The organism is Falsirhodobacter xinxiangensis (genome assembly GCF_004959935.1).
Lineage (GTDB): Bacteria > Pseudomonadota > Alphaproteobacteria > Rhodobacterales > Rhodobacteraceae > Falsirhodobacter > Falsirhodobacter xinxiangensis.
On record NZ_SMYN01000004.1, the window covers coordinates 84,811 to 108,538 of the forward strand.

At 65.4% G+C, this 23,728-nt stretch carries 29 protein-coding genes; 16 read left to right on the plus strand and 13 right to left on the minus strand.

Annotated features, from left to right (window positions below; translation table 11 throughout):
• Nucleotide 1: 1 nt before the first annotated feature.
• Entirely contained in the window at nucleotides 2–751 is a 750-nt protein-coding gene (locus E2K76_RS06245; protein WP_136683428.1) for a TSUP family transporter, read from the plus strand.
• Here E2K76_RS06245 and zapE read toward each other — a convergent pair.
• The 10 genes from zapE to mutM all read right to left on the minus strand — a co-directional run bounded on the left by zapE (nucleotide 748) and on the right by mutM (nucleotide 11,468).
• The gene (gene zapE, locus E2K76_RS06250) at nucleotides 748–1,803 is read right to left on the minus strand and encodes a cell division protein ZapE (protein WP_136683429.1); all 1,056 of its coding nucleotides are present in this window, start codon (nucleotides 1,801–1,803) and stop codon (nucleotides 748–750) included. The genes E2K76_RS06245 and zapE overlap by 4 nt on opposite strands.
• Nucleotides 1,804–1,806: 3 nt before the next feature.
• On the minus strand, nucleotides 1,807–4,257 hold the full coding sequence (gyrB, locus tag E2K76_RS06255) for a DNA topoisomerase (ATP-hydrolyzing) subunit B (RefSeq protein WP_136683430.1): 2,451 nt from the start codon (nucleotides 4,255–4,257) through the stop codon (nucleotides 1,807–1,809).
• A gap of 74 nt (nucleotides 4,258–4,331) precedes the next feature.
• Nucleotides 4,332–4,952, minus strand: coding sequence for a LysE family translocator (locus tag E2K76_RS06260; RefSeq protein WP_136683431.1), 621 nt, complete (start codon nucleotides 4,950–4,952; stop codon nucleotides 4,332–4,334).
• Complete coding sequence (locus tag E2K76_RS06265) at nucleotides 4,949–5,371, minus strand: VOC family protein (RefSeq protein WP_136683432.1); 423 nt, start codon at nucleotides 5,369–5,371, stop codon at nucleotides 4,949–4,951. Before E2K76_RS06265 ends, E2K76_RS06260 begins: the two co-directional genes overlap by 4 nt.
• Nucleotides 5,368–6,405 carry a DNA replication/repair protein RecF gene (gene recF / locus E2K76_RS06270; protein ID WP_246032911.1) on the minus strand — a complete coding sequence of 346 codons (1,038 nt, stop codon included), beginning with the start codon at nucleotides 6,403–6,405 and terminating at the stop codon, nucleotides 5,368–5,370. The genes E2K76_RS06265 and recF overlap by 4 nt, the downstream gene beginning before the upstream one ends.
• Complete coding sequence (gene dnaN / locus E2K76_RS06275) at nucleotides 6,398–7,516, minus strand: DNA polymerase III subunit beta (RefSeq protein ID WP_136683434.1); 1,119 nt, start codon at nucleotides 7,514–7,516, stop codon at nucleotides 6,398–6,400. Before dnaN ends, recF begins: the two co-directional genes overlap by 8 nt.
• Nucleotides 7,517–7,610: 94 nt before the next feature.
• On the minus strand, nucleotides 7,611–8,987 hold the full coding sequence (gene dnaA, locus E2K76_RS06280; protein WP_136683435.1) for a chromosomal replication initiator protein DnaA: 1,377 nt from the start codon (nucleotides 8,985–8,987) through the stop codon (nucleotides 7,611–7,613).
• Nucleotides 8,988–9,465: 478 nt separating this feature from the next.
• Entirely contained in the window at nucleotides 9,466–9,744 is a 279-nt protein-coding gene (gene rpsT / locus E2K76_RS06285; RefSeq protein ID WP_136683436.1) for a 30S ribosomal protein S20, read from the minus strand.
• A gap of 75 nt (nucleotides 9,745–9,819) precedes the next feature.
• Nucleotides 9,820–10,596, minus strand: coding sequence for an enoyl-CoA hydratase (locus E2K76_RS06290; RefSeq protein WP_136683437.1), 777 nt, complete (start codon nucleotides 10,594–10,596; stop codon nucleotides 9,820–9,822).
• 50 nt (nucleotides 10,597–10,646) lie between these two features.
• Nucleotides 10,647–11,468: a bifunctional DNA-formamidopyrimidine glycosylase/DNA-(apurinic or apyrimidinic site) lyase gene (gene mutM, locus E2K76_RS06295; RefSeq protein ID WP_136683438.1), complete on the minus strand. Its 822-nt coding sequence runs from the start codon at nucleotides 11,466–11,468 to the stop codon at nucleotides 10,647–10,649.
• Between the two features lie 78 nt (nucleotides 11,469–11,546).
• Between mutM and ubiE the strand changes: the two genes are divergently transcribed.
• Both ubiE and ubiB read left to right on the plus strand, forming a co-directional pair.
• A complete protein-coding gene (gene ubiE, locus E2K76_RS06300) occupies nucleotides 11,547–12,290 on the plus strand; it encodes a bifunctional demethylmenaquinone methyltransferase/2-methoxy-6-polyprenyl-1,4-benzoquinol methylase UbiE (protein ID WP_136683439.1) in 744 nt (247 codons plus the stop codon).
• A complete protein-coding gene (gene ubiB, locus E2K76_RS06305; RefSeq protein WP_136683440.1) occupies nucleotides 12,287–13,795 on the plus strand; it encodes a 2-polyprenylphenol 6-hydroxylase in 1,509 nt (502 codons plus the stop codon). The genes ubiE and ubiB overlap by 4 nt, the downstream gene beginning before the upstream one ends.
• On the opposite strand, the gene E2K76_RS06310 is transcribed toward ubiB, so the two are convergent.
• The gene (locus E2K76_RS06310; RefSeq protein ID WP_136683441.1) at nucleotides 13,792–14,442 is read right to left on the minus strand and encodes a flagellar hook capping FlgD N-terminal domain-containing protein; all 651 of its coding nucleotides are present in this window, start codon (nucleotides 14,440–14,442) and stop codon (nucleotides 13,792–13,794) included. The genes ubiB and E2K76_RS06310 overlap by 4 nt on opposite strands.
• A 9-nt stretch (nucleotides 14,443–14,451) precedes the next feature.
• Nucleotides 14,452–15,411 carry a flagellar hook-length control protein FliK gene (fliK, locus tag E2K76_RS06315; RefSeq protein WP_136683442.1) on the minus strand — a complete coding sequence of 320 codons (960 nt, stop codon included), beginning with the start codon at nucleotides 15,409–15,411 and terminating at the stop codon, nucleotides 14,452–14,454.
• 109 nt (nucleotides 15,412–15,520) lie between these two features.
• Here fliK and E2K76_RS06320 point away from each other — a divergent pair, with 109 nt between their 5' ends.
• From E2K76_RS06320 to E2K76_RS06345, 6 genes are all read left to right on the plus strand, one after another.
• Nucleotides 15,521–15,772 carry a rod-binding protein gene (locus E2K76_RS06320; RefSeq protein WP_136683443.1) on the plus strand — a complete coding sequence of 84 codons (252 nt, stop codon included), beginning with the start codon at nucleotides 15,521–15,523 and terminating at the stop codon, nucleotides 15,770–15,772.
• Complete coding sequence (locus E2K76_RS06325) at nucleotides 15,769–16,092, plus strand: hypothetical protein (protein WP_136683444.1); 324 nt, start codon at nucleotides 15,769–15,771, stop codon at nucleotides 16,090–16,092. The genes E2K76_RS06320 and E2K76_RS06325 overlap by 4 nt, the downstream gene beginning before the upstream one ends.
• 188 nt (nucleotides 16,093–16,280) lie before the next feature.
• Nucleotides 16,281–17,483 (plus strand): flagellin, encoded by a 1,203-nt coding sequence (locus E2K76_RS06330; protein WP_136683445.1) that lies wholly within the window; start codon nucleotides 16,281–16,283, stop codon nucleotides 17,481–17,483.
• Between the two features lie 66 nt (nucleotides 17,484–17,549).
• Nucleotides 17,550–17,912: a flagellar biosynthesis regulator FlaF gene (gene flaF, locus E2K76_RS06335; protein WP_136683446.1), complete on the plus strand. Its 363-nt coding sequence runs from the start codon at nucleotides 17,550–17,552 to the stop codon at nucleotides 17,910–17,912.
• The gene (gene flbT / locus E2K76_RS06340) at nucleotides 17,909–18,313 is read left to right on the plus strand and encodes a flagellar biosynthesis repressor FlbT (RefSeq protein ID WP_136683447.1); all 405 of its coding nucleotides are present in this window, start codon (nucleotides 17,909–17,911) and stop codon (nucleotides 18,311–18,313) included. The genes flaF and flbT overlap by 4 nt, the downstream gene beginning before the upstream one ends.
• The gene (locus tag E2K76_RS06345; protein ID WP_136683448.1) at nucleotides 18,310–19,143 is read left to right on the plus strand and encodes a DUF1217 domain-containing protein; all 834 of its coding nucleotides are present in this window, start codon (nucleotides 18,310–18,312) and stop codon (nucleotides 19,141–19,143) included. The genes flbT and E2K76_RS06345 overlap by 4 nt, the downstream gene beginning before the upstream one ends.
• Here E2K76_RS06345 and E2K76_RS06350 read toward each other — a convergent pair.
• Nucleotides 19,130–20,419 (minus strand): FliI/YscN family ATPase, encoded by a 1,290-nt coding sequence (locus E2K76_RS06350; RefSeq protein WP_246032912.1) that lies wholly within the window; start codon nucleotides 20,417–20,419, stop codon nucleotides 19,130–19,132. The two genes, E2K76_RS06345 and E2K76_RS06350, sit on opposite strands and share 14 nt — an antisense overlap.
• An 84-nt stretch (nucleotides 20,420–20,503) precedes the next feature.
• Between E2K76_RS06350 and E2K76_RS06355 the strand changes: the two genes are divergently transcribed.
• From E2K76_RS06355 to flgA, 7 genes are read left to right on the plus strand one after another with little or no spacing between them, the layout of a single operon-like run.
• On the plus strand, nucleotides 20,504–20,878 hold the full coding sequence (locus tag E2K76_RS06355; RefSeq protein ID WP_136683450.1) for a FlgB family protein: 375 nt from the start codon (nucleotides 20,504–20,506) through the stop codon (nucleotides 20,876–20,878).
• Entirely contained in the window at nucleotides 20,878–21,255 is a 378-nt protein-coding gene (gene flgC, locus E2K76_RS06360) for a flagellar basal body rod protein FlgC (RefSeq protein WP_136683451.1), read from the plus strand. The genes E2K76_RS06355 and flgC overlap by 1 nt, the downstream gene beginning before the upstream one ends.
• A gap of 12 nt (nucleotides 21,256–21,267) precedes the next feature.
• Nucleotides 21,268–21,549 (plus strand): flagellar hook-basal body complex protein FliE, encoded by a 282-nt coding sequence (gene fliE / locus E2K76_RS06365; protein ID WP_136683452.1) that lies wholly within the window; start codon nucleotides 21,268–21,270, stop codon nucleotides 21,547–21,549.
• The gene (locus E2K76_RS06370; RefSeq protein ID WP_136683453.1) at nucleotides 21,546–21,812 is read left to right on the plus strand and encodes a flagellar biosynthetic protein FliQ; all 267 of its coding nucleotides are present in this window, start codon (nucleotides 21,546–21,548) and stop codon (nucleotides 21,810–21,812) included. Before fliE ends, E2K76_RS06370 begins: the two co-directional genes overlap by 4 nt.
• On the plus strand, nucleotides 21,812–22,513 hold the full coding sequence (locus E2K76_RS06375) for a flagellar hook-basal body complex protein (protein ID WP_136683454.1): 702 nt from the start codon (nucleotides 21,812–21,814) through the stop codon (nucleotides 22,511–22,513). Before E2K76_RS06370 ends, E2K76_RS06375 begins: the two co-directional genes overlap by 1 nt.
• 9 nt (nucleotides 22,514–22,522) lie before the next feature.
• Nucleotides 22,523–23,308, plus strand: a complete 786-nt coding sequence (gene flgG, locus E2K76_RS06380) for a flagellar basal-body rod protein FlgG (protein ID WP_136683455.1) — start codon at nucleotides 22,523–22,525, stop codon at nucleotides 23,306–23,308.
• Nucleotides 23,305–23,724 (plus strand): flagellar basal body P-ring formation chaperone FlgA, encoded by a 420-nt coding sequence (gene flgA, locus E2K76_RS06385; RefSeq protein ID WP_136683456.1) that lies wholly within the window; start codon nucleotides 23,305–23,307, stop codon nucleotides 23,722–23,724. The genes flgG and flgA overlap by 4 nt, the downstream gene beginning before the upstream one ends.
• The last annotated feature ends 4 nt before the right edge of the window (nucleotides 23,725–23,728 follow it).

A 23,728-nucleotide genomic window follows, 5' to 3' on the forward strand; every position in this document is an offset into this window, starting at 1 on the left:
GATGGAATTCGAACTGATCGCCTTTCTTGTCGGGGCCGCGTTCCTTGGCGGTTTCATCGACTCCATCGCCGGGGGCGGGGGGCTGATCACCCTGCCTGCGCTGTTGATCGCCGGGGTGGACCCGTTCGTCGCGCTTTCCACCAACAAGGTGCAGGGGGTGTTCGGATCGGGCGCGGCGGCGGTCAGCTATGCTCGCGCGGGGCATGTGGATCTGCGGCGGCAGGGGAAGGCGGCGCTGGTCGCGCTGTTCGCCGGTGGTTGCGGGGCGGCGCTGGCGGGGTGGATTCCGACCGATGCGCTGCGGATCATCCTGCCAGTCGTGTTGATCGGGATCGCGCTGTTCTTTGCGCTGAAGCCGGGGCTTTCGGATACGGACCGGGTGCAGCGCGCAACGCCCGCGGCCTTCATCGCGTTCTTCGTGCCGGTGATCGCGGGCTATGACGGGTTGATCGGGCCGGGGACGGGTTCGTTCTTCATGATGGGCTTCGTGATGCTGGCCGGATACGGCGTGTTGAAGGCGACGGCACATACGAAGCTGCTGAACTTCGCCTCGAACCTTGGCAGTCTGGCCGTGTTCGCCGTGATCGGCGCGCCGCTGTGGGGAGTCGGACTGGCGATGGGCGCGGCGGCAATGCTGGGCGCGCGGCTTGGATCGGCGCTGGCGATGCGGATCGGCGCGCGGGTGATCAAGCCGCTGCTGGTCGTGACGTCCACCGCCATGGCCGCGCGGCTGATCTGGCAGCTGATCTAGCGCCCCCAGTCCTTGTCCTGCATTTCGCGCAGGCGGGATGCGGTGCGCTCGAACTCGAAGGCGCCCTCACCCTCGGCATAAAGCCGTTCGGGCACGTCATGCGCGCTGGCGATGACGCGGACCTTTGCCTCATACAGCGCGTCGATCAGCGTGACGAAGCGCTTTGCCTCGTTGTAGTTGCTGGCCGAAAGCTGCGGGATGTCTTCGAGGATCAGGACGCGCACGGCCTCGGCCACGGCAAGGAAATCGGCAGGGCCAAGCGGTTTGGCGCAAAGATCCCAAAAGGTTGCGCGGGCCACGCCGTTGGCGAATTGCGGCACTTCGACCTTGCGGCCGTTGACGGTCAGCACCAGCGGCTGCGCGGGCTGTCCGCCGGTCAGGTCGGCCCAGATCGCGTCGATCTTGGCCTTGGAGGGGCCGGTGAAATAGACCTGCTCGCCCGAGAGCCGGTGCTGGCGGTAATCGTTCGGCGATTCCAGCGCATGCACGACCAGCCGTTCTTTCAGCAGTTCGATGAAGGGCACGAAAAGCTGGCGGTTGAGGCCGTTCTTGTAAAGATCCTCGGGCGGACGGTTCGAGGTGGTGACGATGACCACCCCCGCCTCGAACAGTTTCTGGAACAGGCGACCCACGATCATCGCATCGGTGATGTCGGTGATCTGCATCTCGTCAAAGGCCAGAAGACGCAGCTTTGCGGTGATCGCCTCGGCCACGGGGGCAAGCGCATCATCGACGCCCTGCTTGCGCGCCTCGTGCATGCCGTGGTGGATTTCCTGCATGAAGGCATGGAAATGGACGCGCCGCTTTTCAGGAATGTCCACGGCATCGACGAACAGGTCCATGACCATCGACTTGCCGCGCCCGACGCCGCCCCAAAGGTAAAGCCCGCGGATCATTTCCGGCTTCTGGAACCGCGCGAAGAAGCCGCGTTTTGGCGGCTCGTTCAGCGCGGTGCGAATGCGTTCCAGTTCCGGCAGGACGGCCCGCTGGGCCGGATCGGGGCGCAGCGTGCCAGCGGCGACCCGCGCCTCGTAGATCTCGGCCAGTGTCACGGGTCAGAAGTCCAGATTTTCGACGTTCAGCGCGTTTTGCTGGATGAATTCGCGGCGCGGCTCCACCACGTCGCCCATCAGCTTGGTGAAGATGTCGTCGGCCTCGGTCACGTCGTCGATCTTGACCTGCAACAGGGTGCGCGCATCGGGGTCCAGCGTGGTTTCCCACAGCTGTTCGGGGTTCATCTCGCCCAGACCCTTGTAGCGTTGCAGGGACAGGCCCTTCTCGCCCTCGGCAAGGATGGATTTCAGCAGGTCGATCGGCCCGTGGATCAGCTGCTCGCGGTCCTTGCGGATCAGGCGCGAGGTGCCCTCATACACATGCCGGTGCGGCTGCGAGATGGTCGAGATGCGCCGCGCCTCGCCCGAACGCAGAACCGCGCCGTCCAGCGTGCGCAGTTCTTCGACGCCGCGCAGGATGCGGGACAGGCGGATGCCGTGATCCTGCGTGATCCGGCCCGACCAGCCGCGTTCATATTCGACCGCCACCTCGTCCAGACGTTGCGCGACGGTGTTCGCCACCGCCTGCAGATCGTCATCGGCGCGGCCGGGATCGAAGGCACCCGACAGGGCCGCCTGTTCGACGATATGGCGCGGGTAATGGGTCGGGAACGCCTCCAGCACGCGGCGGAACTGGCGCGCGCCTTCGATCACGCGGTCCAGATCGCGGCCCGCGAGCGTCTCGCCATTGGCCAGCCGCAGGGTCGCGCCCTCGGTCCCTTGCTGGATCAGGTAATCGTCCAGCGCGGACTGGTCTTTCAGATAGACCTCGGACTTGCCGCGGGCGACCTTATACAGCGGCGGCTGCGCGATATAAAGGTAACCGCCCTCGATGATTTCCGGCATCTGGCGGAAGAAGAAGGTCAGCAGCAGCGTGCGGATATGCGCGCCGTCCACGTCGGCATCGGTCATGATGACGATCTTGTGGTAGCGCAGCTTGGAGATGTTGAACTCATCCCGTCCGATCCCGGTGCCAAGGGCGGTGACCAGCGTTCCGATCTCGGCGCTGCCCAGCATCCGGTCGAAGCGGGCCCGTTCCACATTCAGGATCTTGCCGCGCAGGGGCAGGACAGCCTGGTTCGCACGGCTGCGCCCCTGTTTCGCCGAACCGCCAGCCGAGTCGCCCTCGACGAGGAACAGTTCGGACTTCGCCGGGTCGCGTTCCTGGCAGTCCGCCAGTTTGCCGGGCAGCGAGGCCACGTCCAGCGCCGTCTTGCGTCGGGTCAACTCGCGCGCCTTGCGGGCGGCTTCGCGGGCCAGCGCGGCTTCGATGATCTTGCCGACGATGATCTTGGCCTGTGCGGGGTTCTCCTCGAACCACTCGGCCAGCTTTTCGTTCACGAGGTTCTCGACGGCGGGCCGCACCTCGGAGGAAACCAGCTTGTCCTTGGTCTGGCTGGAGAATTTCGGGTCCGGCACCTTGACCGACAACACGCAGGTCAACCCCTCGCGCGCGTCGTCGCCGGTGAAATCCACCTTCTCGCGCTTCGCGATCCCCGAGGTCTGGGCATAGTTGTTGATGGTCCGCGTCAGCGCGCCGCGGAAGCCCGCAAGGTGCGTGCCGCCGTCGCGTTGCGGGATGTTGTTGGTGAAGGGCAGGACGTGTTCGTGATAGGTGTCGTTCCACCACATCGCGACCTCGACCCCGATGCCGTTTTTCTCGCCCACCATGAAGATCGGCTCGGCCATGTGGGATGACTTGGAGCGGTCCAGATAGCGCACGAATTCCTTGACGCCGCCCTCATAGAACAGCTCGGTATGCAGCGGCTCGGCGGGGCGTTCATCCTCGATGATGATGCGCACGCCGGAATTCAGGAAGGCGAGTTCCCGCAGCCGGTTTTCCAGAGTCTTGAAGCTGTAGTCGAGGTTCGAGAACGTGCCCTCGGGCGAATTTTCCTTGGACGAGGCAAAGAAGCGCACCTCGGTCCCGCGTTCGCCCGGCGCGTCGCCGACGACATGGACATGCGTGACGCATTCGCCATGTTCGAACCGCGCCGCGTATTCCTTGCCGTCGCGCCAGACGCGCAGTTCCAGCCATTCCGACAGCGCGTTCACGACCGAAACGCCCACGCCATGCAGACCGCCCGACACCTTGTAGGCATTGCCGCTGTCGTCGGTGTTGTTGAATTTGCCGCCCGCGTGCAGCTGGGTCATGATGACCTCGGCCGCCGAGACGCCTTCTTCGGGGTGGATATCGACAGGGATGCCGCGGCCGTTGTCGCGCACGGATACGCTGCCATCGGCGTGGATTTTCACGGTGACAGCGGTCGCGTGGCCCGCCAGCGCCTCGTCGATGCCGTTGTCCACGACCTCGTAAACCATGTGGTGCAGGCCCGACCCGTCGTCGGTATCGCCGATATACATGCCGGGGCGCTTGCGCACCGCTTCCAAGCCCTTGAGAACCTTGATGGAACTGGCGCCGTAATCGTTCGGCTGCCGTGCTGCTTCGGTCATGCGGACCTACCCCTTTTCTTGTGCGTGACTTATAGCCGCCGGGGCAGGGAATGTCACGCGATGGGGGGCTTTTTTCAGCCGAATGCGATGACGACCGCGACCATGATCAGCAGGCAGCCCGCAACCCGGTTCAGGCGGCGCAGCGCAGCGGGCGTGGACAGCAGCGCGCGCACCCGGTCCACCATCAGCGCGAAGATCAGGTTTCCGGTCATCGGGATGATCATGGACACGCCGAGGATCGCCGCGATGTCCCACCCCGTCACGCGGCTCAGATCGAAGAAGCCGGGCAGAACGCCCATATAGAACAGGATCGCCTTGGGGTTCGCCAGCACCGCTGCCATGCCCGCCGAAAATCCGGCAAGCCGTCCGGGCCGCGTCAGACGGCTGTCGGCACCGATCGGTTTTCCGGCATTGCGGATCAGGCCATAGCCCATCACCACGAAGATCCCGACCGCCGCCCATCGCAGCACGTCCATGAAGCCCGCGTAATGCGAGGTGACCCAGGACAGCCCGAAGATCGCCGCCAGCGGCCAGCCCAGATCGCCCAGCGCGACGCCCACCGCCAGCGGCCATGCCGCCGCGAACCCGCCCGACAGCCCGCGCGCGATCAGCGCCACCCAGACCGGGCCGGGGGTCAGGAACAGGATGACCAGCGCCCCTGCATAAAGCAGCAGCCCCTCGGGCGTGATCGTCATGGCAGGGTCAGGCTGCCATCGTCGTTCAGCGGCCAGAACGGGTTCATCGCCACCTCCCAGACATGGCCGTCGGGGTCGGACCAATAGCCGGAGTAGCCGCCCCAGAAGACCTTTTCGGGCCGTTTCAACGCGGTCGCCCCTGCATCCAGCGCGGCATGATATGCGGCGTCCACCTCGGCCTTGGTCGCGAAGTTCTGGGCCAGCGTCACGGCCCCGGTGCCAAGGGCCGCGCCCTCGCGCCCCTGATCCTTGGCCAGATCGGCCAGCCCGAACAGCGCCAGCCCCATGCCGTGAAGCTGATAGAAGGCGACGCCCTCGTTTTCTTCGTGCGGCTGCCAGCCAAGCGCGGCATAGAAGGCCTTCGCCCGGTCCAGATCGGCGACGCCAAGGGTCACCAGCGTGATGCGTTGCGGGGTCATCCTTCCTCCACCACCGATGGGCCGACCCGGAACCTCTGGGCCGCATCGCCAAGGTCCTCGAACAGCTCGGGCCCGGTTCCGGTCATGATGGTATGGGCGCGCAGATCGATCAACTGCCGATACAGAGCCGCGCGACGATCGGCGTCCAGATGGGCCGCAACCTCGTCCAGTAGGATCACCGGCGGTTCTGGCAGGGCGCGGGCATTGGCAAGGATCAGGCTGACAAGCAGGGCCTTCTGCTCTCCAGTCGAACATTGCGCGGCGGGCATGGATTTGGCGGCATAGCTTGCCTCCAGATCGGCGCGGTGAGGGCCGTGTAGCGTGCGGCCCGCCGCCATGTCGCGGCGACGATTGCCATGCCAGATCGCGGCCAGATCCTCGTCATGGCCTGTGATGGTCAGGTCGGCATGCGGGAAGGCGTCGTCCTGTGCCGCGACCAGCAGGGCCAGCGCGGCTTCGCGGTTGGCGTGGATGGTCGTCGCAGTCTCTGCCATCTGCTGTTCCAGCGCGCCATACCAAGCCCCGTCCTGAACTTCGTCCCGCAGCAGGCGATTGCGGTCGCGCATCGCCTTTTCATAGGCCAGCACCGCCTCGGCATGGTCGGGGGTGAAGCTCATCGTCATGCGGTCGAGGAAACGGCGGCGGCCCTCGGCGGCTTCGATCCACAGTCGGTCCATCGACGGAACCAGCCAGACCTGCCGCAGGATGCGCGACAGGGCGGTCTGCGGCGTGGATTTACCGTCGATGCGGGTCTGGCGCGGGGCATCGCCCTCGGCGCTGGTTTCGACCTCGTGCCGGGTGGTTTCGGCGGTGATCTTCCAGCCGATGGATTCGGGCCGGCGCGCGAAATCGACAGGCGCGGCACGGCGCAATCCGCGCCCCGGCGACAGCAGCGATATGGCTTCGAGGATGTTCGTCTTGCCCGCGCCGTTCGCCCCGAAGATTGCGACCGGGCGGCCGTCAAAGCGCAACCCGGCCGCAAGGTGCGACCGGAAATGCGACAGGGTCAGCGATTGCAGAACGGTGTCAGACACGCATCGGCATGACGACATAGACGGCAGAGGTATCGCCACCTTCGCGCATCAGCGTCGGATCGCCCGAGGAGTTGAACAGGAACACGGCATTTTCGCGGTCCACCTGGCTAGCGATTTCCAGAAGGTATTTCGCGTTGAAGCCAATCTCCAGCTTCTCGTCGGCATAGGCGACGGCCAGTTCTTCCTCGGCGGCACCGCTGTCAGGGGCATTGACTGAAAGGATCAGCCGGTCTTCGTCCAGCGACAGCTTCACCGCGCGCGAGCGTTCGGATGACACGGTCGCAACCCGGTCCACCGCCTTGGCGAATTCGGTCGCGTCCACTTCCAGACGGCGGGTGTTGCCGGTGGGGATGACGCGGCTGTAATCGGGGAAGGTGCCGTCGATGACCTTGGAGGTCATGGTGATCTGCGTCGTGGCGAAGCGCACCTTGGTTTCCGACACGGAAACGGTGATGTCCGCGTCGTCATCGTCCAGCAGCTTGCGAAGCTCGCCCACCGTCTTGCGGGGGACGATCACGCCGGGCATCCCTTGGGCGCCATCGGGCAGGGGGGCGTCGATGCGGGCAAGGCGGTGGCCGTCGGTCGCGACGCAGCGCAGGGCGGGGCCTTCTTCGCCCGTCGCCACATGCATATAGACGCCGTTCAGGTAATAGCGCGTCTCCTCGGTCGAGATCGCGAATTTCGCCTTGTCGAACAGGCGGCGCAGGACCGAGGCCTTGGCCGTGAAGGTCGTCGTATATTCCGACGAGGCCATCACCGGGAAGTCTTCCTTCGGCAGCGTGGCAAGGTTGAAGTTCGACCGTCCCGCCGCGACCGTCAGCCGCCCCGAAGCCGCATCGCCCTCCAGCACCACCAGCGCGCCGTCGGGCAGCTTGCGGACGATCTCGTGCAGCATGACGGCGGAAACGGTCACTGCGCCCGCGCGTTCGACCATGGCCGGGGCGCGGTCCACCACCTCGATATCCAGATCGGTCGCGCGGAAGGAAACGGTGTCGCCCTCGGCCTCGATCAACACGTTGGCAAGGATCGGGATCGTGTTGCGGCGTTCCACGACCGACTGGGCCTGACCGACCGCTTTCAGAAGGGTGCCACGCTCGATGCTGATCTTCATTGCCAATCTTTCCGTTGGTGCGGCAGGGGCCGCCCGGCGGCCCGCCGGTTATTTGCTTTGCCGGACTTTCGGCTGTTCTGCACGGGGCGTCAAGTCAGCCCTGCAGCAAGCGGCGCAGCATCTGAAGATCGTCGGCCAGTTGCGAATCGGTGGACATCAATTCCTCGATCTTGCGAACGCCGTGCATGATCGTGGTGTGGTCGCGACCGCCGAAGCGGCGACCGATTTCCGGCAGGCTGCGCGGGGTCAGCTGTTTCGCAAGATACATCGCGATCTGGCGCGGGCGGGCGATGGTGCGGACACGCTTCGGGCCGATCATGTCCGACAGGCGGACGTTGTAATGTTCGGCGACCTTGCGCTGGATCTCCTCGATCGTGACCTTGCGGTCCGACGCGCGCAGGATGTCGGCAAGGCAGTCCTGCGTCAGTTCCAGCGTGATCTCGCGGTGGACGAGGCTGGCGAATGCGAACAGACGGGTCAGCGCGCCTTCCAACACGCGCACGTTGGTCGTGATGCGGTGGGCCAGAAACTCCAGAACGCCGTCGGCGATCTTCAGGCCCTTGTATTGGCCGCGATAGACCTCGACCTTCTGTTGCAGCACGCCCAGACGCAGTTCGTAATCGGTCGGGTGCAGGTCCACCACCAGCCCGCATTGCAAGCGGGACTTGATGCGGTCCTCCAGATCCTTGATCTCGCCCGGTGCGCGGTCGGCCGAGATGACGATCTGCTTGTTCTGGTCCACCAGCGCGTTGAACGTGTGGAAGAATTCCTCCTGCGTCGAATCCTTGCCGGCGATGAACTGCACGTCATCGACCATCAGAACATCGACCGAGCGGAACAGCTCCTTGAAGTCCATGATCTGACGTTCGCGCAGGGCCTGCACGAAGCGATACATGAACTGTTCGGCGGACAGATAGAGCACGCGCAGATGCGTCTGGCGCACCGAAAGCTCATGCGCGATGGCGTGCATCAGGTGCGTCTTACCAAGGCCGACGCCGCCATAGAGGAACAGCGGGTTGAAGGTGACGGGGCCGCCCTCGGCCACGCGGCGGGCGGCGGCATGGGCAAGCTCGTTCGGCTTGCCGACGACGAAACTGTCGAAAGTGAAGCGCTGGTCCAGCGGGGCGCCGTTCAGCTCCTCGTCGCTTTTGGCGCGCGGGCGGATCACCTGCGCCGGGGCGGGTGCCGGAGCGGCGGCCACGGGCTGCGGGGCGGGGGCTGGCTGCCCGGCGCGGGCGACACAGAAGGACACGCGCGAGACGTCGGCGCCGGCCTCGTTCAGACGGTGGCGGATATGGTCGGAAAAATTGCGCTGGACCCAGTTGCCGAAGAACGAGGTCGGAACCTCGAATTCCGCAGTCCCGTCCGACAGGCTGGTCAGCTTCAGAGGTTCGATCCAGGTGACGTAGTTGTTCTTGCCGACATGCAGCAGGAGGTCCTCACGCAACTTCGACCAATTCTCGTTCGTCATCTTCTTCCTGACCGCTCCATCGCCGCGCGAGGCTCGGAGCCTCTTGTTTTTCTGGCTATCAACGGTCCGCTCGCCGTCAGGCAAGCCGAAGGGGACGACCAACCGTTGCCGGTGGCCTTGAAAACAGGTCACGCATCGCGGTCGGCCAAAGCCGCCCCCGATACGGGATAAAGGTGCCTAGACACGGCACAGACATCATAACCATTCGATCGCATCCATCCCGTTCGGTCCATGTCGCGCGAAGCGACGCAGGGCAGCCGGACCGAAATCTGGACGCGATCACGTCATGTCCCCCAGGACAGGTGAATCGCCCTCAGACGCTAGCCCGTGGTCCGAGGGGTCCGCAACCGAACTTCGCTGTTGACAGATAAATGGTCGCAGCGAATCCCAAGCGCCTGTGCAAATGGGCAACGGGTAGTTGCGGAAATGAAAAAAGCGCGCCCTAAGGCGCGCTTTTTAAAGGATAATTTTCTGAAGATCAGGCTGCGGCAGCAGTGCCCAGAGCCTTCACGCGCGACGAGAGGCGCGACAGTTTGCGCGACACGGTGTTCTTGTGCAGAACGCCTTTGGTCACGCCGCGTGCCAGCTCGGGCTGGGCTTCGCGCAGTGCGGCGGTTGCCACGGTCTGATCGCCGGAAGCGATGGCTTCCTCGACCTTGCGCAGGAAAGTGCGGATGCGCGAACGGCGCGCTTTGTTGACGGCGTAGCGGGCCTCGGACTGCCGGGCGCGCTTCTTGGACTGGGGCGTATTTGCCATTAATCGGGTTCCGGTTCGTTCGGGGTTCTATTCTTGAAGCCGGGTCTTTACGGACGAGTCGGCGTGAAGTCAACCCTATCTGTCACGGAACTGCGGGCTGCGCTTTTCAAGAAAGGCGCTCATGCCTTCCTTCTGATCCTCCAGCGCGAACATGGAATGGAACAGCCGCCGTTCGTATCGCAGACCTTCGGCCAGCGTCGTCTCATAGCTGCGGTTGACGGCTTCCTTCACCGCCATGACGGTCAGCGCGGATTTCTCGGCGATCTTGCCCGCGGCCTTGCGCGCCTCCTCCAGAAGGCTGTTCAGCGGCACGACGCGGCTGACGAGGCCCGACCGCTCGGCCTCGGCTGCGTCCATGAAACGGCCCGTCAGGTGCATCTCCATGCTTTTGGACTTGCCCACGAATCGCGTCAGGCGCTGGCTGCCGCCAAGGCCCGCGACGATGCCCATGTTGATCTCTGGCTGGCCGAATTTCGCGTTGTCGGCGCAGATGATGAAATCGCACATCATCGCCAATTCGCATCCGCCGCCCAGCGCGTAACCGGCGACGGCGGCGATGATCGGCTTGCGCACGCGGCCGATCGCCTCCGATTCGGCGGCGAACAGATCGTCGCCGAACGTGTCGGTGAAGCTTTTGCCCGCCATCTCGGCCACGTCGGCCCCGGCGGCGAAGGCCTTGTCGGACCCGGTGATGATGATGCAGCGCACCTTGTCGTTGCGGTCTGCGGCGGCCAGCGCCGTGGCCAGTTCGCCCATCATGCGGGTGTTCAGCGCGTTCAGCGCCTCGGGCCGGTTCAGGCGGATCAGGGCGACGTAATCCTCGATCTCGACGATCAGCGTGTCATAGGCCATGGCTCTCTCCGGCTGTGCTGCCTCGTGACTTATCAGGCATGCGTGACGGATCAAGTCTGGCAGACGGGGCAGAAGAAGGTGGACCGGCCCGCCTGCACGATCCGCGCGATGGGGGTTCCGCAGGTGGGGCAGGGCTTCCCTTCGCGGCCATAGACGCGGAAATTATGCTGGAAATAGCCCAGCTCGCCCCCCGTCTGGCGGTAATCCTTCAGCGAGGAGCCGCCCGCTGCGATGGCCTCGGACAAAACGTCGCGGATGATCGGAACCAGCGGCGCAGCCTCGACCTCGCCTGCCGGATGACGCGGATCGAGCCCCGCGCGGAACAGCGCCTCGCAGACATAGATGTTGCCAAGGCCCGCGATAATGCGCTGATCCAGCAGCGCGGTCTTGATCGGACTGCGGCCGCGCAGACGGCCCGCCAGATATTCGGCATCGAAGGCATTGCCCAAAGGCTCCGGCCCCAGACCCGCCAGCAGCGGATGATCCGCATCCGTCGCCAGCAGGTCCATCGCCCCGAATCTGCGTGCGTCGTTGAAGGTGACGCGGGTGCCCGTCTCCATCTCCAGCACGACATGGTCGTGCTTCAGCGGGGCGGGGTGGTGAAATTCGCCCACCACCGCGCCCGAAATGAGCATCCGTCCCGACATGCCCAGATGGATCAGCAGGCTTTCCCCCGAAGACAGGTCCGCAAGGATGTATTTCGACCGCCGCCGCAGCCCCAGCACCCGCTGACCCGTCAGGCGCGCGGCCATGTCCGGCGGAAAGGGCCAGCGCAGCCCCTCGCGGTTGACCTCGGCCCTTGCGATCACATGGCCGACCATCGCAGGCTCCAGCCCGCGGCGCACGGTTTCGACTTCGGGCAGTTCGGGCATGGGCTCTCCTGGGCGACAAAGCGGTTTTCCTTGGGCCACGCAAGGTATAACCCTGCACCCGAAATATGGAGACGTCAGATGAGCGACAAGACCACGCATTTCGGCTTCCGCACCGTGGACGAAGGCGAAAAGGCCGGGATGGTCCATGGCGTCTTCACCTCGGTCGCGTCGCGCTATGACATCATGAACGACCTGATGTCGGCGGGCATCCACCGGCTGTGGAAGGACGGGATGATGGACTGGCTGGCCCCGCGCCCCGGCCAGCGTCTGCTGGACGTGGCGGGCGGGACGGGCGACATCGCATTCCGGTTCCTGAAACGCGCGGCGGGGTCCAAGGCGGTCGTGCTGGACATGACGGAATCCATGCTGATCTCGGGGCGGCAACGCGCCGATGCGGGCAATATGGCGGACCGGCTCGATTGGGTCGTGGGCGACGCGATGGCGCTGCCGCTGCCGTCCAATAGCTTCGACGTCTATACGATCAGCTTCGGCATCCGGAACGTGACCCGAGTGCAGGACGCGCTGAACGAGGCGTATCGCGTGTTGCGTCCCGGCGGGCGGCTGATGGTGCTGGAATTCAGCCACCTGCCCAACGCGGCCATGCAGAAGGCCTATGACGCCTACAGCTTCAACGTCATCCCGGCGATGGGTCAGATGGTGACGGGCGACCGCGACAGCTATCAGTATCTGGTCGAATCGATCCGCAAATTCCCCGATCAGGAGACGTTCGCAGAGATGATCCGCACGGCGGGCTTCGATCTTGTGAAATACCGCAACCTGTCGATGGGCATTGCCGCGCTGCATTCGGGCTGGAAGATTTGAGGGGTCCGCACAACATCCTGCGGCTGATCCGCACGCTGGCCACGTTCGAGCGGACGGGCGCGCTGCCGATCATGCTGGAACAGGCCGAAGCGCCCGCGCGTCTGCGGATGGCGGCCCATGCGCTGGCATGGCCGTTCAAGTGGATGGGGCTGAAGGGCGATCCCGCGCTGCCGCCCGTGACGCGGGCGATCACCGCGCTTGGCCCCGCCTATATCAAGTTCGGCCAGATCCTTTCGACCCGCCCCGATATCGTGGGCGCGGAACTGGCGATGCAGTTGCGGTTCTTGCAGGACCAGCTGCCGCCGTTTTCGACCCAGCTGGCGCGCGATGCGATCACGGCGGAACTGGGCAGCGACGCCTTTACCGAGTTTTCCGAGCCTGTTGCCGCCGCCTCGATCGCGCAGGTCCACCGGGCGCGTCTGGCGGATGGGCGCGACGTGGCGGTAAAGATCCTGCGTCCGGGGATCGAGCGCGCCTTCCGCGTGGATATCGACGCCTTCTACTTCGGGGCCAAGCTGGTCGAGGCGTTCCTGCCTTTCTCGCGCCGTCTGCGCCCGATGGACGTGGTCGCGCATTTCGACGGTGTGGTGCAGGGCGAATTGGACCTGCGTCTGGAATCCGCCGCCGCCGCCGAGTTCGAGGCGAACACCAAGGACGATGCTGGATTCCGCGTCCCGGTGCCGGTCTGGAACCTGTCGGGCCGCACGGTGATGACGATGGACTGGGCCGACGGCATCGCCCTGTCGGATGTGGCGGCGCTGGACGCGGCGGGGCATGACCGGCCCGCGCTGGCATCGCGCGTGCTGCAACTGTTCCTGAACCACGCCCTGCGCGACGGGTTCTTCCATGCCGACATGCATCACGGCAACCTGAAGGTCGGGCCGGACGGCGCGATCATCGCCTATGACTTCGGCATCATGGGGCGACTGGACGACTATACCCGCCGCGTCTATGCCGAGATTCTGTATGGCTTCATCCGCCGCGATTACCGCCGCGTGGCCGAAGTGCATTTCGAAGCCGGATATGTCCCGCGCGACCGCGACATCGACGAATTCGCCCGCGCCCTGCGCGTGGTGGGCGAGCCGATCTTCGGCATGGATGCCACCCACATCTCGATGGCGCGGCTGCTGTCCTATCTGTTCGAGGTGACGGAACGCTTCGGGATGCAGACGCGGACGGAACTGATCCTGCTACAACGCACGATGGTGGTGGTCGAAGGCGTCGCACGCTCGCTGGACCCGCATATCAACATCTGGCAGGTCGCGCGTCCGGTGGTCGAAGCCTATATCCGCGAAAATATCGGGCCGAAGGCACTGATGCGCGATCTTGTCCGCACGGGCCGCGTTCTTGCCCGCTTCGGCCCGCGCCTGCCCGAGATGGTGGAAGCGCGGCTGATCCGTGACGATGCCAAGACGGTGGTGATCCAGCGCCCGGGCAAGCTGCGCTGGATGGCGACGGGTGCGGCACTGGCGCTGGTGGGCGTGGCGGTCGGCGCGCTGATCTAGTCGCGCAGGGCGGTCACGGCCGAAGATGCGACCTCCACCCCGCCGGGCAGCACCAGCTTGGGGCCGGTCGCGCTGCCCCGCGCCTCGACGATGCGGGCATAGATTTCCACCGGCTGCGTTCCCAGCGGTTTTTCACCCGCATGGGTTTCCAGTTCGAACGTATAGAGGCCGGTGGGCAGGCCGCGCCCTTCGATGTCCTTGGGGGTCCATTCCATTGGCTTGGCGGTCAACGGAATATCCTCGCGCGTGACGACCTTGCCATCCGCATCCTTCACCACCAGCACCGCGCGATCCGCCGCTGCGGGCGGGTTGGGCGAGATCGTCACCGGATCGCCATCGACCAGTGCCGGGGCAACCACGCGCGCCTCGCGCCCCAGCCACCCCGCCAGATCGGACATCGCCATCCCGTCGATGCGCGCGCCCAGGCCCTCCAGAAGCTGGTTCGTGACCGTCTGCTGTTCGACCCCGGAAAACGTCGCAAGCTGAACCGCGAAATCCGACGATTCCATCGGGCTGAGCGGGTCCTGATGCTGAAGCTGCGTCGTCAGCATCTTGAGGAAGGTCTGATAGTCGGAATTCGTCGCCGTCTGCGCGGTGGTCGCAGCAGAGGTTTTCGTCGTCACCGAAGTGGTGGCCGTCACGTCCATGATATGTCCTTACAGGCGAAGATCGAGGCCCGACATGGGCACGGAAGGGGGGAGGGCGATGGCGGGAGCCGCCTCGGTAGCGGCTGCTTCGCCGTCGTGCCGGCGGTTCTGCTCGCGTTCGGCAAAGTTCAGATCCGCATCCGCCAGCCCCTCGCGCGCGAGCTCGTTCTGGAGTTGGTCGGCGTGGCGGCGCATCAGGTCCACCGTCTCCGCCCGCTCTGCCACGAGGGTGATGCGCGTGGCGTCCCCCTCGCGTTCGAACATGACCTGAATGTCGCCAAGACCGTCGGTCTGCGGCGCGGGTTCGACTGGGCCCGGGGGGGCTTCGGCCGGAGCCGAGCGGCGCGCGACCTCATCGACCGAAGGCTGACGTTCCGGGCTGCGCTGCGGCTCGGGTCGGGCGGCTTCGGGCGGGGTGGGTTCCAGCGCTGCCGGTTCGACCGGCGCGGGATCGGCGCGCTTCGGATCGGGCGGTTCGGGCCTGTCGCCTTGCGAGTCGGATTGTGGGTCGGGCTGCGATTCGGGCGATGGCTCGGCTTGCGTCTGCGCATCGGGCGTCTGGTCACTCGGCTGCGGCGCATCGGTGGTTGGGACCGCACCCTTCGCGATCTCTGCTTCGACAGGCAGGCGGGTCGCCGCTTCGGTGGGGACGTCCACCTCAGGAATGGCGGTCGCGCCATCCGCTTCGATCATGGTCGGCGCCGGACTTGCGGCGGCATCCACGGGTTCGGGGTCCGCCGGCCACCAGCAGGGCGGGGCGACGGCGGGATCGACGCCGATCTCCTCGGGCGGCTCCTCCTCCGATTCGTCCAATTCCTCCTCCGGCTCGGCGGCCAGAAGGTCGGGCGGCGGCATGGCGCCTTCGCCCTCGCCACCCAGCCCGATATCGAACGCGATGATATCCGCGCCTTCCACCGAAGGTGCGAGCATGGGGAACATGAGGGGGATCAACCGGGCGCCGATCAGCATGACGAATTCTTTCGCTTTCCTGTCGCGATGATCGCCGGGAACCCTTACCGAATCTTTACTCCGGTGGGGCGACAGTCGCCGCGCGATGCAGAATGCAAAGGACACGCTCATGATCCCGCCCGTTACGATACCCACGCCACAGGTGCCCTTGCGCGAAAAGGCCGCGCAGTTGGAGACCGCGTTTCTGTCCGAAATGCTGTCCCATGCCGGACTTGGCGCGATGGAGGGCAGTTTCGGCGGCGGGGTCGGAGAGGAGCAGTTCGCGTCCTTCCTGCGGCAGGAACAGGCGGGCGCGATGGTCGCCAACGGAGGAATCGGCCTGACCGAGGCGCTGTTCCGCGCGATGGGGGGCAAGGAATGACCCTGCTGGAAACGCTGGACGGTCTGATCGAGCGACTGCGCGCGGGTGATATCGACGCGCTGGAGGGCATTGCCAAGGATATGGAGCGCGCGCTTGCCGCCATGGACCCTGCCGACGCGGCGGCGCTGGCCGGGGTCCGCGCGCGTGCTGCCGAGGCGGCTTCGCTGCTGGATGCGGCAGGCAAGGGCGTGCGTGCCGCACGGTGGCGACTGGCCGAGATTCGCGCAATGGGCACCGACGGTGGGCGCCTCGTGACCTATGACGGCAAGGGCCGCCGGGCAGAGGAAGGCGCATCGCTCGCGATGATGCAGCGGCTTTAGCTCAAATGCGCTGGATCGGGTGTGTGTGGATTAGGATTCCGTTAGAGATTCGGCATCAGAACAAACCCTGCATCCAAGACGGATGGCACGGCGGGTCCGGGGGATCGCGACCGTCAGGCGCGAAGCGTCACGACACATCTTCATGACAAATCGGCCCCGCAAAAGCGGTCGGCCCAGAGGAATATGACATGTCTTCGATCCTGACCAACTCCAGCGCGATGGTTGCCCTCCAGACGATGAAGGGCATCAACAGCAACCTGACCCAGGTCCAGTCCGAGATTTCGACCGGCAAGGCCATCGGCTCGTCGAAGGACAACGCAGCCGTCTGGGCCATCTCCAAGACGATGGAATCGGACGTCAGCAGCTTCAAGGGCGTGACGGATGCGCTCTCGGTCGGCTCCTCGACCGTGGCCGTGGCGCGGACCGCCGCAGAAACCGTCACCAACCTGCTGACCGAAATGAAGACCAAGATCGTGGCGGCACAGGGCGGCAGCGACGCCGACCGCACCAAGATCCAGACCGACGTGGTCGCCCTGCGAGAACAGATCGGCGCGGTGGTCGGCGCGGCGCAGCTGAACGGCGTCAACCTCGTGAACGGCGGCGCAGGGATGGACGTTCTGTCCTCGCTGAACCGCAACGGCGCGACGGTCGAAACCGACACGATCAGCGTCGCGGCGCAGAACCTGTCGATCGGCGGTTACACCGCCAAGGCCGCCTTTACCGGCACGACCGGCGCGTCGACCGGCGCGGACACGTTCGGCGCGACGATGGATGCGACCACCGGCACGACCGATGTCGTCTTCGACGACACGGCGGGCTTTGCTGCGGGCGATTCCATCTCGCTGACGATCGGCGGTAAATCCGCGACCTACACCTTCAGCAAATCCGACATCGCGTCTGCCACCCCGGCCGACCTTGCCGCTGTGGGGATGAAGAACGCGATCGAAAAGCTGGGGATCGACGGGCTGGAGGTCAGCTATGACAGCGGCACCGCCGGCACCCTGACGCTGACCAATACCTCGGGCAACGACATGGTGGTGTCGGGTCAATTCTCGAACGCCAATGCGGGCGGCCTGGGCGGCCTTGCGGCAATCGACGTGTCCACCGCTGCGGGTGCGACCGCCGCATTGGGCGCCATCGACGGCCTTCTGACTACGGCGACCAACGCCGCCGCGTCATTCGGCTCGTCCGAGCGTCGCCTGTCCATGCAGTCGGACTTTGTTTCGAAATTGTCCGACACGCTGAAGAACGGGATCGGCGCGATGGTCGATGCCAACATGGAAGAAGCCTCGGCCCGCCTCCAGGCGCTGCAGGTGCAGCAGCAGCTGGGCATCCAGGCACTGTCGATCGCCAACCAGGCACCGCAGAGCATCATGTCGCTGTTCCGCTGATGACCTTACGGGGCCGGGTTTGACCCGGCCCCGTTTCGCTTTTCAAAGCCCATCGGAGAATCCGAATTGACCGCACTTCATCCGCATCGCAGCGCATACGCGCAAAGCGACGCCCCCTCTCGCACCCCGCGCGGCATTGAATATGACGTCTTCGCGCAGGTAACCAAACGCCTTGCGCAGACAGGGCAGGACTTCCCGGCCTTTGCCGTGGCGGTCAGCGACAACCTGAAGCTCTGGTCGACCTTGGCGGCAGATGTGGCCGGTTCTGGGAACGGATTGCCCGCACCGCTTCGCGCCCAGCTTTTCTATCTTTACCAATTCACGGAACAGCATAGCCGCAAGCTTTTGCAGGGCGAGGCCGAGGTCGGCGTGCTGGTCGAGATCAATACATCCGTGATGCGCGGCTTGCGCGGCGAGGTGGGCGCATGAGCGGCCTCGTGTTGAAGCTTGGCCCCCATGAACGCGTGCTGATCAACGGCGCTGTCGTGGAGAATGGCGACCGCCGCACGAAACTGTCCATCGTCACACCCAACGCCCATATCCTGCGGCTGCGTGACGCGATCCACCCGGATCAGGTGAACACGCCCGTGCGCCGTGTCTGCTATGTCGCGCAGCTTGTCCTGTCGGGCGATGCCGACCCTGCCGAGGCGCGCGGTCAGCTGCTGCGCGGCATCGAACAACTCAGCCAGGTGCTGGTCGATTTCGACAGCCGCGAGCTTCTGACGCAGGCGACGACGGCTGTGCTGGCGGGCGAGAACTACGTCGCGCTGAAGGCGTTGCGGAGCCTTCTGCCGCGCGAGGAACGGCTGATGTCGGTGGGCGCCGCATGAGCTTTACGCCCATCATTCCGATGGGGGGCTATGGCGGCTGGGCCTTTCTTCAGCGGACCATGGAAAACCAGCAGGCGGCGTTTGAAAAATCGCCCGCCAACCTGCGGGACGAAGAATATTTCCGCGCCAATATCGGCAAGATTTCTTCGGCCGAGGAACTGGTTTCCGACCGCCGCCTGATGAAAGTGGCGCTCGGGGCGTTCGGGCTGGATGCCGATATCGACAACAAGTATTTCGTTCGAAAAGTGCTGGAAGATGGCACGCTGGACACCGGCGCCTTGGCGAACCGTCTGGCGGACAAGCAGTACCTCGCGCTGTCCAAGGCGTTCGGCTTCGGGGATTTTCCCATCCCGAACACCAAGATGTCCGATTTCGCAGACAAGATCCTGACGCAGTATCGCGACCGACAATTCGAGATCGCGGTGGGCAAACAGAACAATGACATGCGCGTTGCGATGAACGCCCAACGCGAGTTGCCCTTGCTGGCTGCGAAGAACACCAGTGAAGATACGAAATGGTTCACGATCCTGGGCTCGGAACCCCTTCGGAACCTGTTTCAGACCGCTTTCGGGCTGCCCACGTCCTTCGGGTCCATCGACGTCGACCAACAGCTTTCGGTACTGAAGGACAAGGCGGGCGCGATCTTCGGCGACAGTTCGGCCAGCCAGTTCGCGGAACCCGAGAAGGTGGACGAACTGATCCGCCGCTTCATGGCGTTGTCGCAGGCGACGGGGGGGATCTCCTCGACGGCGCCGGGCGCATCGGCGCTGCAACTGCTGCAGGGCGGGCAGGGGTCCACCGCCTCGATTCTGAGCATCATCGCAGGCTAGCGGCAAGGCGGTCGAAGCTGCTTTCGATCCCGTCCGAATCCTCGGCCATGAAGGCATCGAGCGCCGGCCAGACTTTGATCGCGGCATCCACCAGCGGGTCGGACCCTTTGGCATAAAGCCCGGCCTGCACCATCATCTCGGCCCGGTCCCATGCGCCCAAAAGGCGGCGCGCGTTGGCGATGACCGCGTTCTGGTCCGCCGTCGCCGCAGCCGGCAGGCTGCGCGATACCGACCGCAGCAGGTCGATCGCCGGGAACCGCCCGCGTTCGGCGATCTTGCGGTCCATCACCACATGCCCGTCGATGGTGCCGCGCAGGATGTCGGCCACCGGCTCCTCCATATCGGACCCGGCGACGAGCACCGAAAATACCGCCGTGATGTCGCCCTGATCGCCCGCCCCGGGCCCCGCGCGTTCCGCCAGCGACATGATCGTGTGCGAGGTGGACGGGGGAAAGCCGCGCAGGTTTCCTTCCTCGCCGCCCGCGATGGCGACCTCGCGATGCGCCTCGGCAAAGCGGGTGATCGAATCGGCCAGCAGCAGCACATGCAGCCCCTGGTCGCGGAAATGCTCGGCCACCGCCATAGCCGACCACGCGCAGCGGCGGCGCACCAGCGGCGACTGGTCCGACGTCGCGGTCACGACCACCGACCGCGCCATCCCCTCCGGCCCCAGCACCTTGTCGGTAAACTCGCGCACCTCGCGCCCCCGCTCGCCGATCAGGGCGATGACGACGACATCCGCGGCCACGCCCCGCGCGAATTTCGCCAGAAGCGAGGATTTACCGACGCCCGAGCCTGCGAAAAGCCCGATCCGCTGGCCGCGCACCAAAGGCAGCATCGTGTCGAAGATCGCGGTGCCGGTGGCCAGGCGTTCCCCCATTGCGCGGCGCTGTGCCGGGGGCGGGGGCGGCGCGCGCAGCGGGCGCTGGACCGGGCCGCGGAACAGCGCACGACCGTCCAGAGGATTGCCGGAAGGATCGACCACCCGCCCGATCCAGCCGTCATGCGGCGCGATGGTGGCAGGCCCGATCAGCTCCACCATGTCGCCGATGGACAGCCCCTCGGCGGCCTCGTCCGGCAGCACGGTCAGCCCATCCGGCGCGATCCGCAGCACCTCTCCGCCCCGCCCGCGCAGGGCCACGCGGTCGCCCAGCGCCGCCACGTCCGACAGCCCGCCGACGCGCAGTGTGCCCCGCCCCAGTTCGGTCACGCGCCCCACGCGGAACGTGCCGCGCACCGCGCCCAGTTCGGCCTTCAGCCCATCGAAGATGTCCACAGGTTTCTCCCTTTGTTCGACGCTTACCGTTTCTAAAGGAATCACTCTTAAGCCTTGGTGAAGTGGATCGAGGGAGAAGCCCCGATGTTTGAAAAACTGGAACTCACCCGCATGGCGCAGGCCATGGCGTCCCATGCCGGGGCGCGGATGGGGGTGGTGTCGCAGAACATCGCCAATGCCGACACGCCCGGATACAAGGCGCGTGACCTGCCGGATTTTGCGCAGGCCTATCAGGCGCAGGGCGCCATGAAAACGACGCGCAACGGGCATCTGGGCGCGACCGAACAGCCCGTTCCCGCCCCCCGTAGCCAACCCGCCATGGCCGACCCGAACGGCAATACCGTGTCGTTGGAGGTGGAGATGGTGAAGGCGGTCGAAGTCCGGCAGCAGCATGACATGGCGCTGTCGATCTATCGTGCAACGTCGGACATGCTCCGCACCAGTCTGGGGCGGCGCTGATGTCGGACCTTCTCAAAAGCCTTGCCGCCTCGGCCACGGGCATGCAGTCGCAGGCCCAGCGTCTGCGCCATGTGTCGGAAAACATCGCCAATGCCGACACGCCCGGATACCACCGCAAGCTGGTCAGCTTTGCCGAAACCGTGGATGGCGGCGTCGCGCCCCAGCCTGTCCGGCTGGACCGATCAGAGCTGCAAAGCATCTATTCCCCCTCGCACCCTCTGGCGGATGAAACGGGCCATTACGACGGGTCCAACGTCGATCTGGTGATCGAGGTCGCCGACGCGCGCGAGGCCCAGCGCAGCTATGACGCCAACCTTCGTATGTTCGATCAGGCCCGTCAGATGACGCAGAGCCTGTTCGAGCTTCTGCGCCGATAAAGGAGTTCCAGAATGGAAGTCACCGCCTCTCTTGTCGCCAAGAATTATGCCCAGGCCAAACAGGTGGCCGAGGCGGAGCCGGGCTCCGGCAACGCCTTCACGCGCATTGCCAACGACTTTGCCCAGACGGTGGCGCGGGGCGAACAGACCGCCGCCGCCGCGATGACTGGCGGGGCCGATCCGCACGCGCTGGTGCAGGCGCTGGCCGCGTCGGAAACCGCGATCGAAACGGCCGTGACCATCCGCGACAAGGTGGTCGAGGCCTATCAGGAAATCCTGAGGATGCCGGTATGACCGACAGCCAGATCTATGACACGCTGCGACAGGCGCTGTGGATTTCGGTGCAGATCTCGGCGCCGTTGCTTGCGGTCGCGTTGATCGCGGGTGTGGTAATCGGTCTGTTTCAGGCGCTTACCTCGGTGCAGGAGATGACGCTGACCTTCGTGCCCAAGGTGGGTGCGATGCTGGTCGTGTTCTGGGTTTCCATGAGTTTCATGACCACCACGCTGGTCGCGTTCTTCACCGACGCGATCATCCCCCAGATCGCGGGGCGGTGATGGATTACGTCGCCCTGACGCGCCAATCCGGCCTGATGAAGGAAATGCAGGTTACGGCGCATAACATCGCCAACATCTCGACCACCGGCTTCCGGCGCGAAGGGGTGATCTTCGCCGAACACGTCAAGCGGACCGAAGGGGGTGAATCGCTGTCGATGGCCCACGCCTCGGCGCGGCATATGGACCTGTCTCAGGCGGGGATCACCACCACCGGCGCTGCCTTCGATTTCGCCATTCAGGGCGAGGGCTTCTTCGCCGTCCAGACCCCTGATGGCGAACGCCTGACGCGGGCGGGCAGCTTCACCCCTTCGGATGCCGGGGAGTTGGTGAACGCCGACGGGCACCTGCTGCTGGACATCGGCGGCGCGCCGATTTTCGTTCCGCCGGATGCGGGGCAGGTGGCGGTGGCGCAGGACGGAACCGTGTCCGCGAACGGCCAGCCCATCGGCCAGATCGGCCTGTTCCAGCCCGTCGATCCCCTGGACCTGCGCCATCAAGGTGGCACGCTTTTCGCGACGCAAGCGACCGAGCCGGTCGAGGGCGCCGTGATCTTTCAGGGCAGCCTCGAAGAGTCAAACGTCCAGCCCGTGGCAGAAATCGCCCGAATGATCGAGGTGCAGCGCGCCTACGAGCTTGGGCAAAGCTTCCTTGACCGCGAAGATGAACGGCTTCGCGGCGTCATCCAGACACTTGGCCGATAGGAGAATCCGATGAAGGCCCTGCAAATCGCCGCCTCGGGGATGAGCGCGCAGCAGATGCGCGTGGACGTGGTGTCCAACAACCTCGCCAACATGTCGACCACCGGCTACAACGCCCGCCGCGCCGACTTTGCCGACCTGCATTACCAGCAGCTTGCGCGCCCCGGCACGGTGAACGCGACCGATGGGACGATGCTGCCGACGGGTGTGCAGATGGGGATGGGCGTGCGCGCGGCCTCGGTGTCCACGGTGCTGGCGCAAGGGTCGCTGGCCGCGACCGGGGGCGATCTGGACGTCGCCGTCGAAGGTGCGGGCTATCTGGAGGTGACGCTCCCGAACGGCGGCGTCGGCTATACCCGCGACGGGGCGCTGAAACGGTCCGGCGACGGGCTGATCGTGACGGCGGACGGGCATGAGGTCGCGCCCGGCATCACCATTCCGAACGACGCCCGCAGCCTGTCGATCAATGCCGAGGGCGAGGTCTATGTCTATTTCGTCGATCAGGTGCAGCCGCAGCTTCTGGGCCAGTTGTCGCTGGTGAACTTCACCAACGCCAAGGGGTTGGAGGCGATCGGCTCGAACCTGTTCCTTGAAACCGCAGCCTCTGGCGCGCCGCTTCAGGGCGTTCCGGGCGAGGATGGTCTGGGCACCTTGCGTCAGGGCTATCTGGAGGAATCCACCGTCGATGCGGTCCGCGAGGTGACCGAACTCATAAAGGCGCAGCGTGGATACGAACTGAACTCCAAGGTCATCACCGCCGCCGACCAGATGCTGGCCGCCACCGCGCAGTTGAAATGATGCGCTGGATGCTGCTGCTTCTGATCCCCGGCATGGCCAATGCCGAGGCGGTCCTTGCGACGCGCACCATCCGCGCGAATACGATCCTGATGCCGTCCGATGTCACGCTGTCCCCCGCCGCCGTTCCCGGCGCGCTGGAGGAGGTGGAGACGGCCATCGGCATGGAGGCGCGGGTGACGCTTTACGCGGGCCGCCCGGTGCGCCCCGGCGATCTTGGGCCGCCGGCCATCGTCGATCGCAACCAGCTTGTCCCGCTTGCCTACAACACCGGCGGACTGTCGATCCTGACCGAGGGCCGCGCGCTTGGGCGCGGCGGCGTCGGCGACATGATCCGCGTGATGAACCTCGCCTCCCGCACCACCGTCACGGGCCGTATCGGCGCGGACGGGCAGGTGCAGGTCGGCCCCACATTCTGAAGGA

Excerpts from the sequence above, each read along its gene's own strand:
- E2K76_RS06245 (WP_136683428.1), top strand. The coding sequence starts at position 2 with ATGGAATTCGAACTGATCGCCTTTCTTGTCGGGGCCGCGTTCCTTGGC.
- gyrB (WP_136683430.1), bottom strand. The coding sequence starts at position 4,257 with ATGACCGAAGCAGCACGGCAGCCGAACGATTACGGCGCCAGTTCCATC.
- E2K76_RS06260 (WP_136683431.1), bottom strand. The coding sequence starts at position 4,952 with ATGACGATCACGCCCGAGGGGCTGCTGCTTTATGCAGGGGCGCTGGTC.
- E2K76_RS06265 (WP_136683432.1), bottom strand. The coding sequence starts at position 5,371 with ATGACCCCGCAACGCATCACGCTGGTGACCCTTGGCGTCGCCGATCTG.
- dnaN (WP_136683434.1), bottom strand. The coding sequence starts at position 7,516 with ATGAAGATCAGCATCGAGCGTGGCACCCTTCTGAAAGCGGTCGGTCAG.
- dnaA (WP_136683435.1), bottom strand. The coding sequence starts at position 8,987 with ATGACGAACGAGAATTGGTCGAAGTTGCGTGAGGACCTCCTGCTGCAT.
- rpsT (WP_136683436.1), bottom strand. The coding sequence starts at position 9,744 with ATGGCAAATACGCCCCAGTCCAAGAAGCGCGCCCGGCAGTCCGAGGCC.
- E2K76_RS06290 (WP_136683437.1), bottom strand. The coding sequence starts at position 10,596 with ATGGCCTATGACACGCTGATCGTCGAGATCGAGGATTACGTCGCCCTG.
- mutM (WP_136683438.1), bottom strand. The coding sequence starts at position 11,468 with ATGCCCGAACTGCCCGAAGTCGAAACCGTGCGCCGCGGGCTGGAGCCT.
- ubiE (WP_136683439.1), top strand. The coding sequence starts at position 11,547 with ATGAGCGACAAGACCACGCATTTCGGCTTCCGCACCGTGGACGAAGGC.
- E2K76_RS06310 (WP_136683441.1), bottom strand. The coding sequence starts at position 14,442 with ATGGACGTGACGGCCACCACTTCGGTGACGACGAAAACCTCTGCTGCG.
- fliK (WP_136683442.1), bottom strand. The coding sequence starts at position 15,411 with ATGCTGATCGGCGCCCGGTTGATCCCCCTCATGTTCCCCATGCTCGCA.
- E2K76_RS06320 (WP_136683443.1), top strand. The coding sequence starts at position 15,521 with ATGATCCCGCCCGTTACGATACCCACGCCACAGGTGCCCTTGCGCGAA.
- E2K76_RS06325 (WP_136683444.1), top strand. The coding sequence starts at position 15,769 with ATGACCCTGCTGGAAACGCTGGACGGTCTGATCGAGCGACTGCGCGCG.
- E2K76_RS06330 (WP_136683445.1), top strand. The coding sequence starts at position 16,281 with ATGTCTTCGATCCTGACCAACTCCAGCGCGATGGTTGCCCTCCAGACG.
- flbT (WP_136683447.1), top strand. The coding sequence starts at position 17,909 with ATGAGCGGCCTCGTGTTGAAGCTTGGCCCCCATGAACGCGTGCTGATC.
- E2K76_RS06345 (WP_136683448.1), top strand. The coding sequence starts at position 18,310 with ATGAGCTTTACGCCCATCATTCCGATGGGGGGCTATGGCGGCTGGGCC.
- E2K76_RS06355 (WP_136683450.1), top strand. The coding sequence starts at position 20,504 with ATGTTTGAAAAACTGGAACTCACCCGCATGGCGCAGGCCATGGCGTCC.
- flgC (WP_136683451.1), top strand. The coding sequence starts at position 20,878 with ATGTCGGACCTTCTCAAAAGCCTTGCCGCCTCGGCCACGGGCATGCAG.
- fliE (WP_136683452.1), top strand. The coding sequence starts at position 21,268 with ATGGAAGTCACCGCCTCTCTTGTCGCCAAGAATTATGCCCAGGCCAAA.
- E2K76_RS06370 (WP_136683453.1), top strand. The coding sequence starts at position 21,546 with ATGACCGACAGCCAGATCTATGACACGCTGCGACAGGCGCTGTGGATT.
- E2K76_RS06375 (WP_136683454.1), top strand. The coding sequence starts at position 21,812 with ATGGATTACGTCGCCCTGACGCGCCAATCCGGCCTGATGAAGGAAATG.
- flgG (WP_136683455.1), top strand. The coding sequence starts at position 22,523 with ATGAAGGCCCTGCAAATCGCCGCCTCGGGGATGAGCGCGCAGCAGATG.
- flgA (WP_136683456.1), top strand. The coding sequence starts at position 23,305 with ATGATGCGCTGGATGCTGCTGCTTCTGATCCCCGGCATGGCCAATGCC.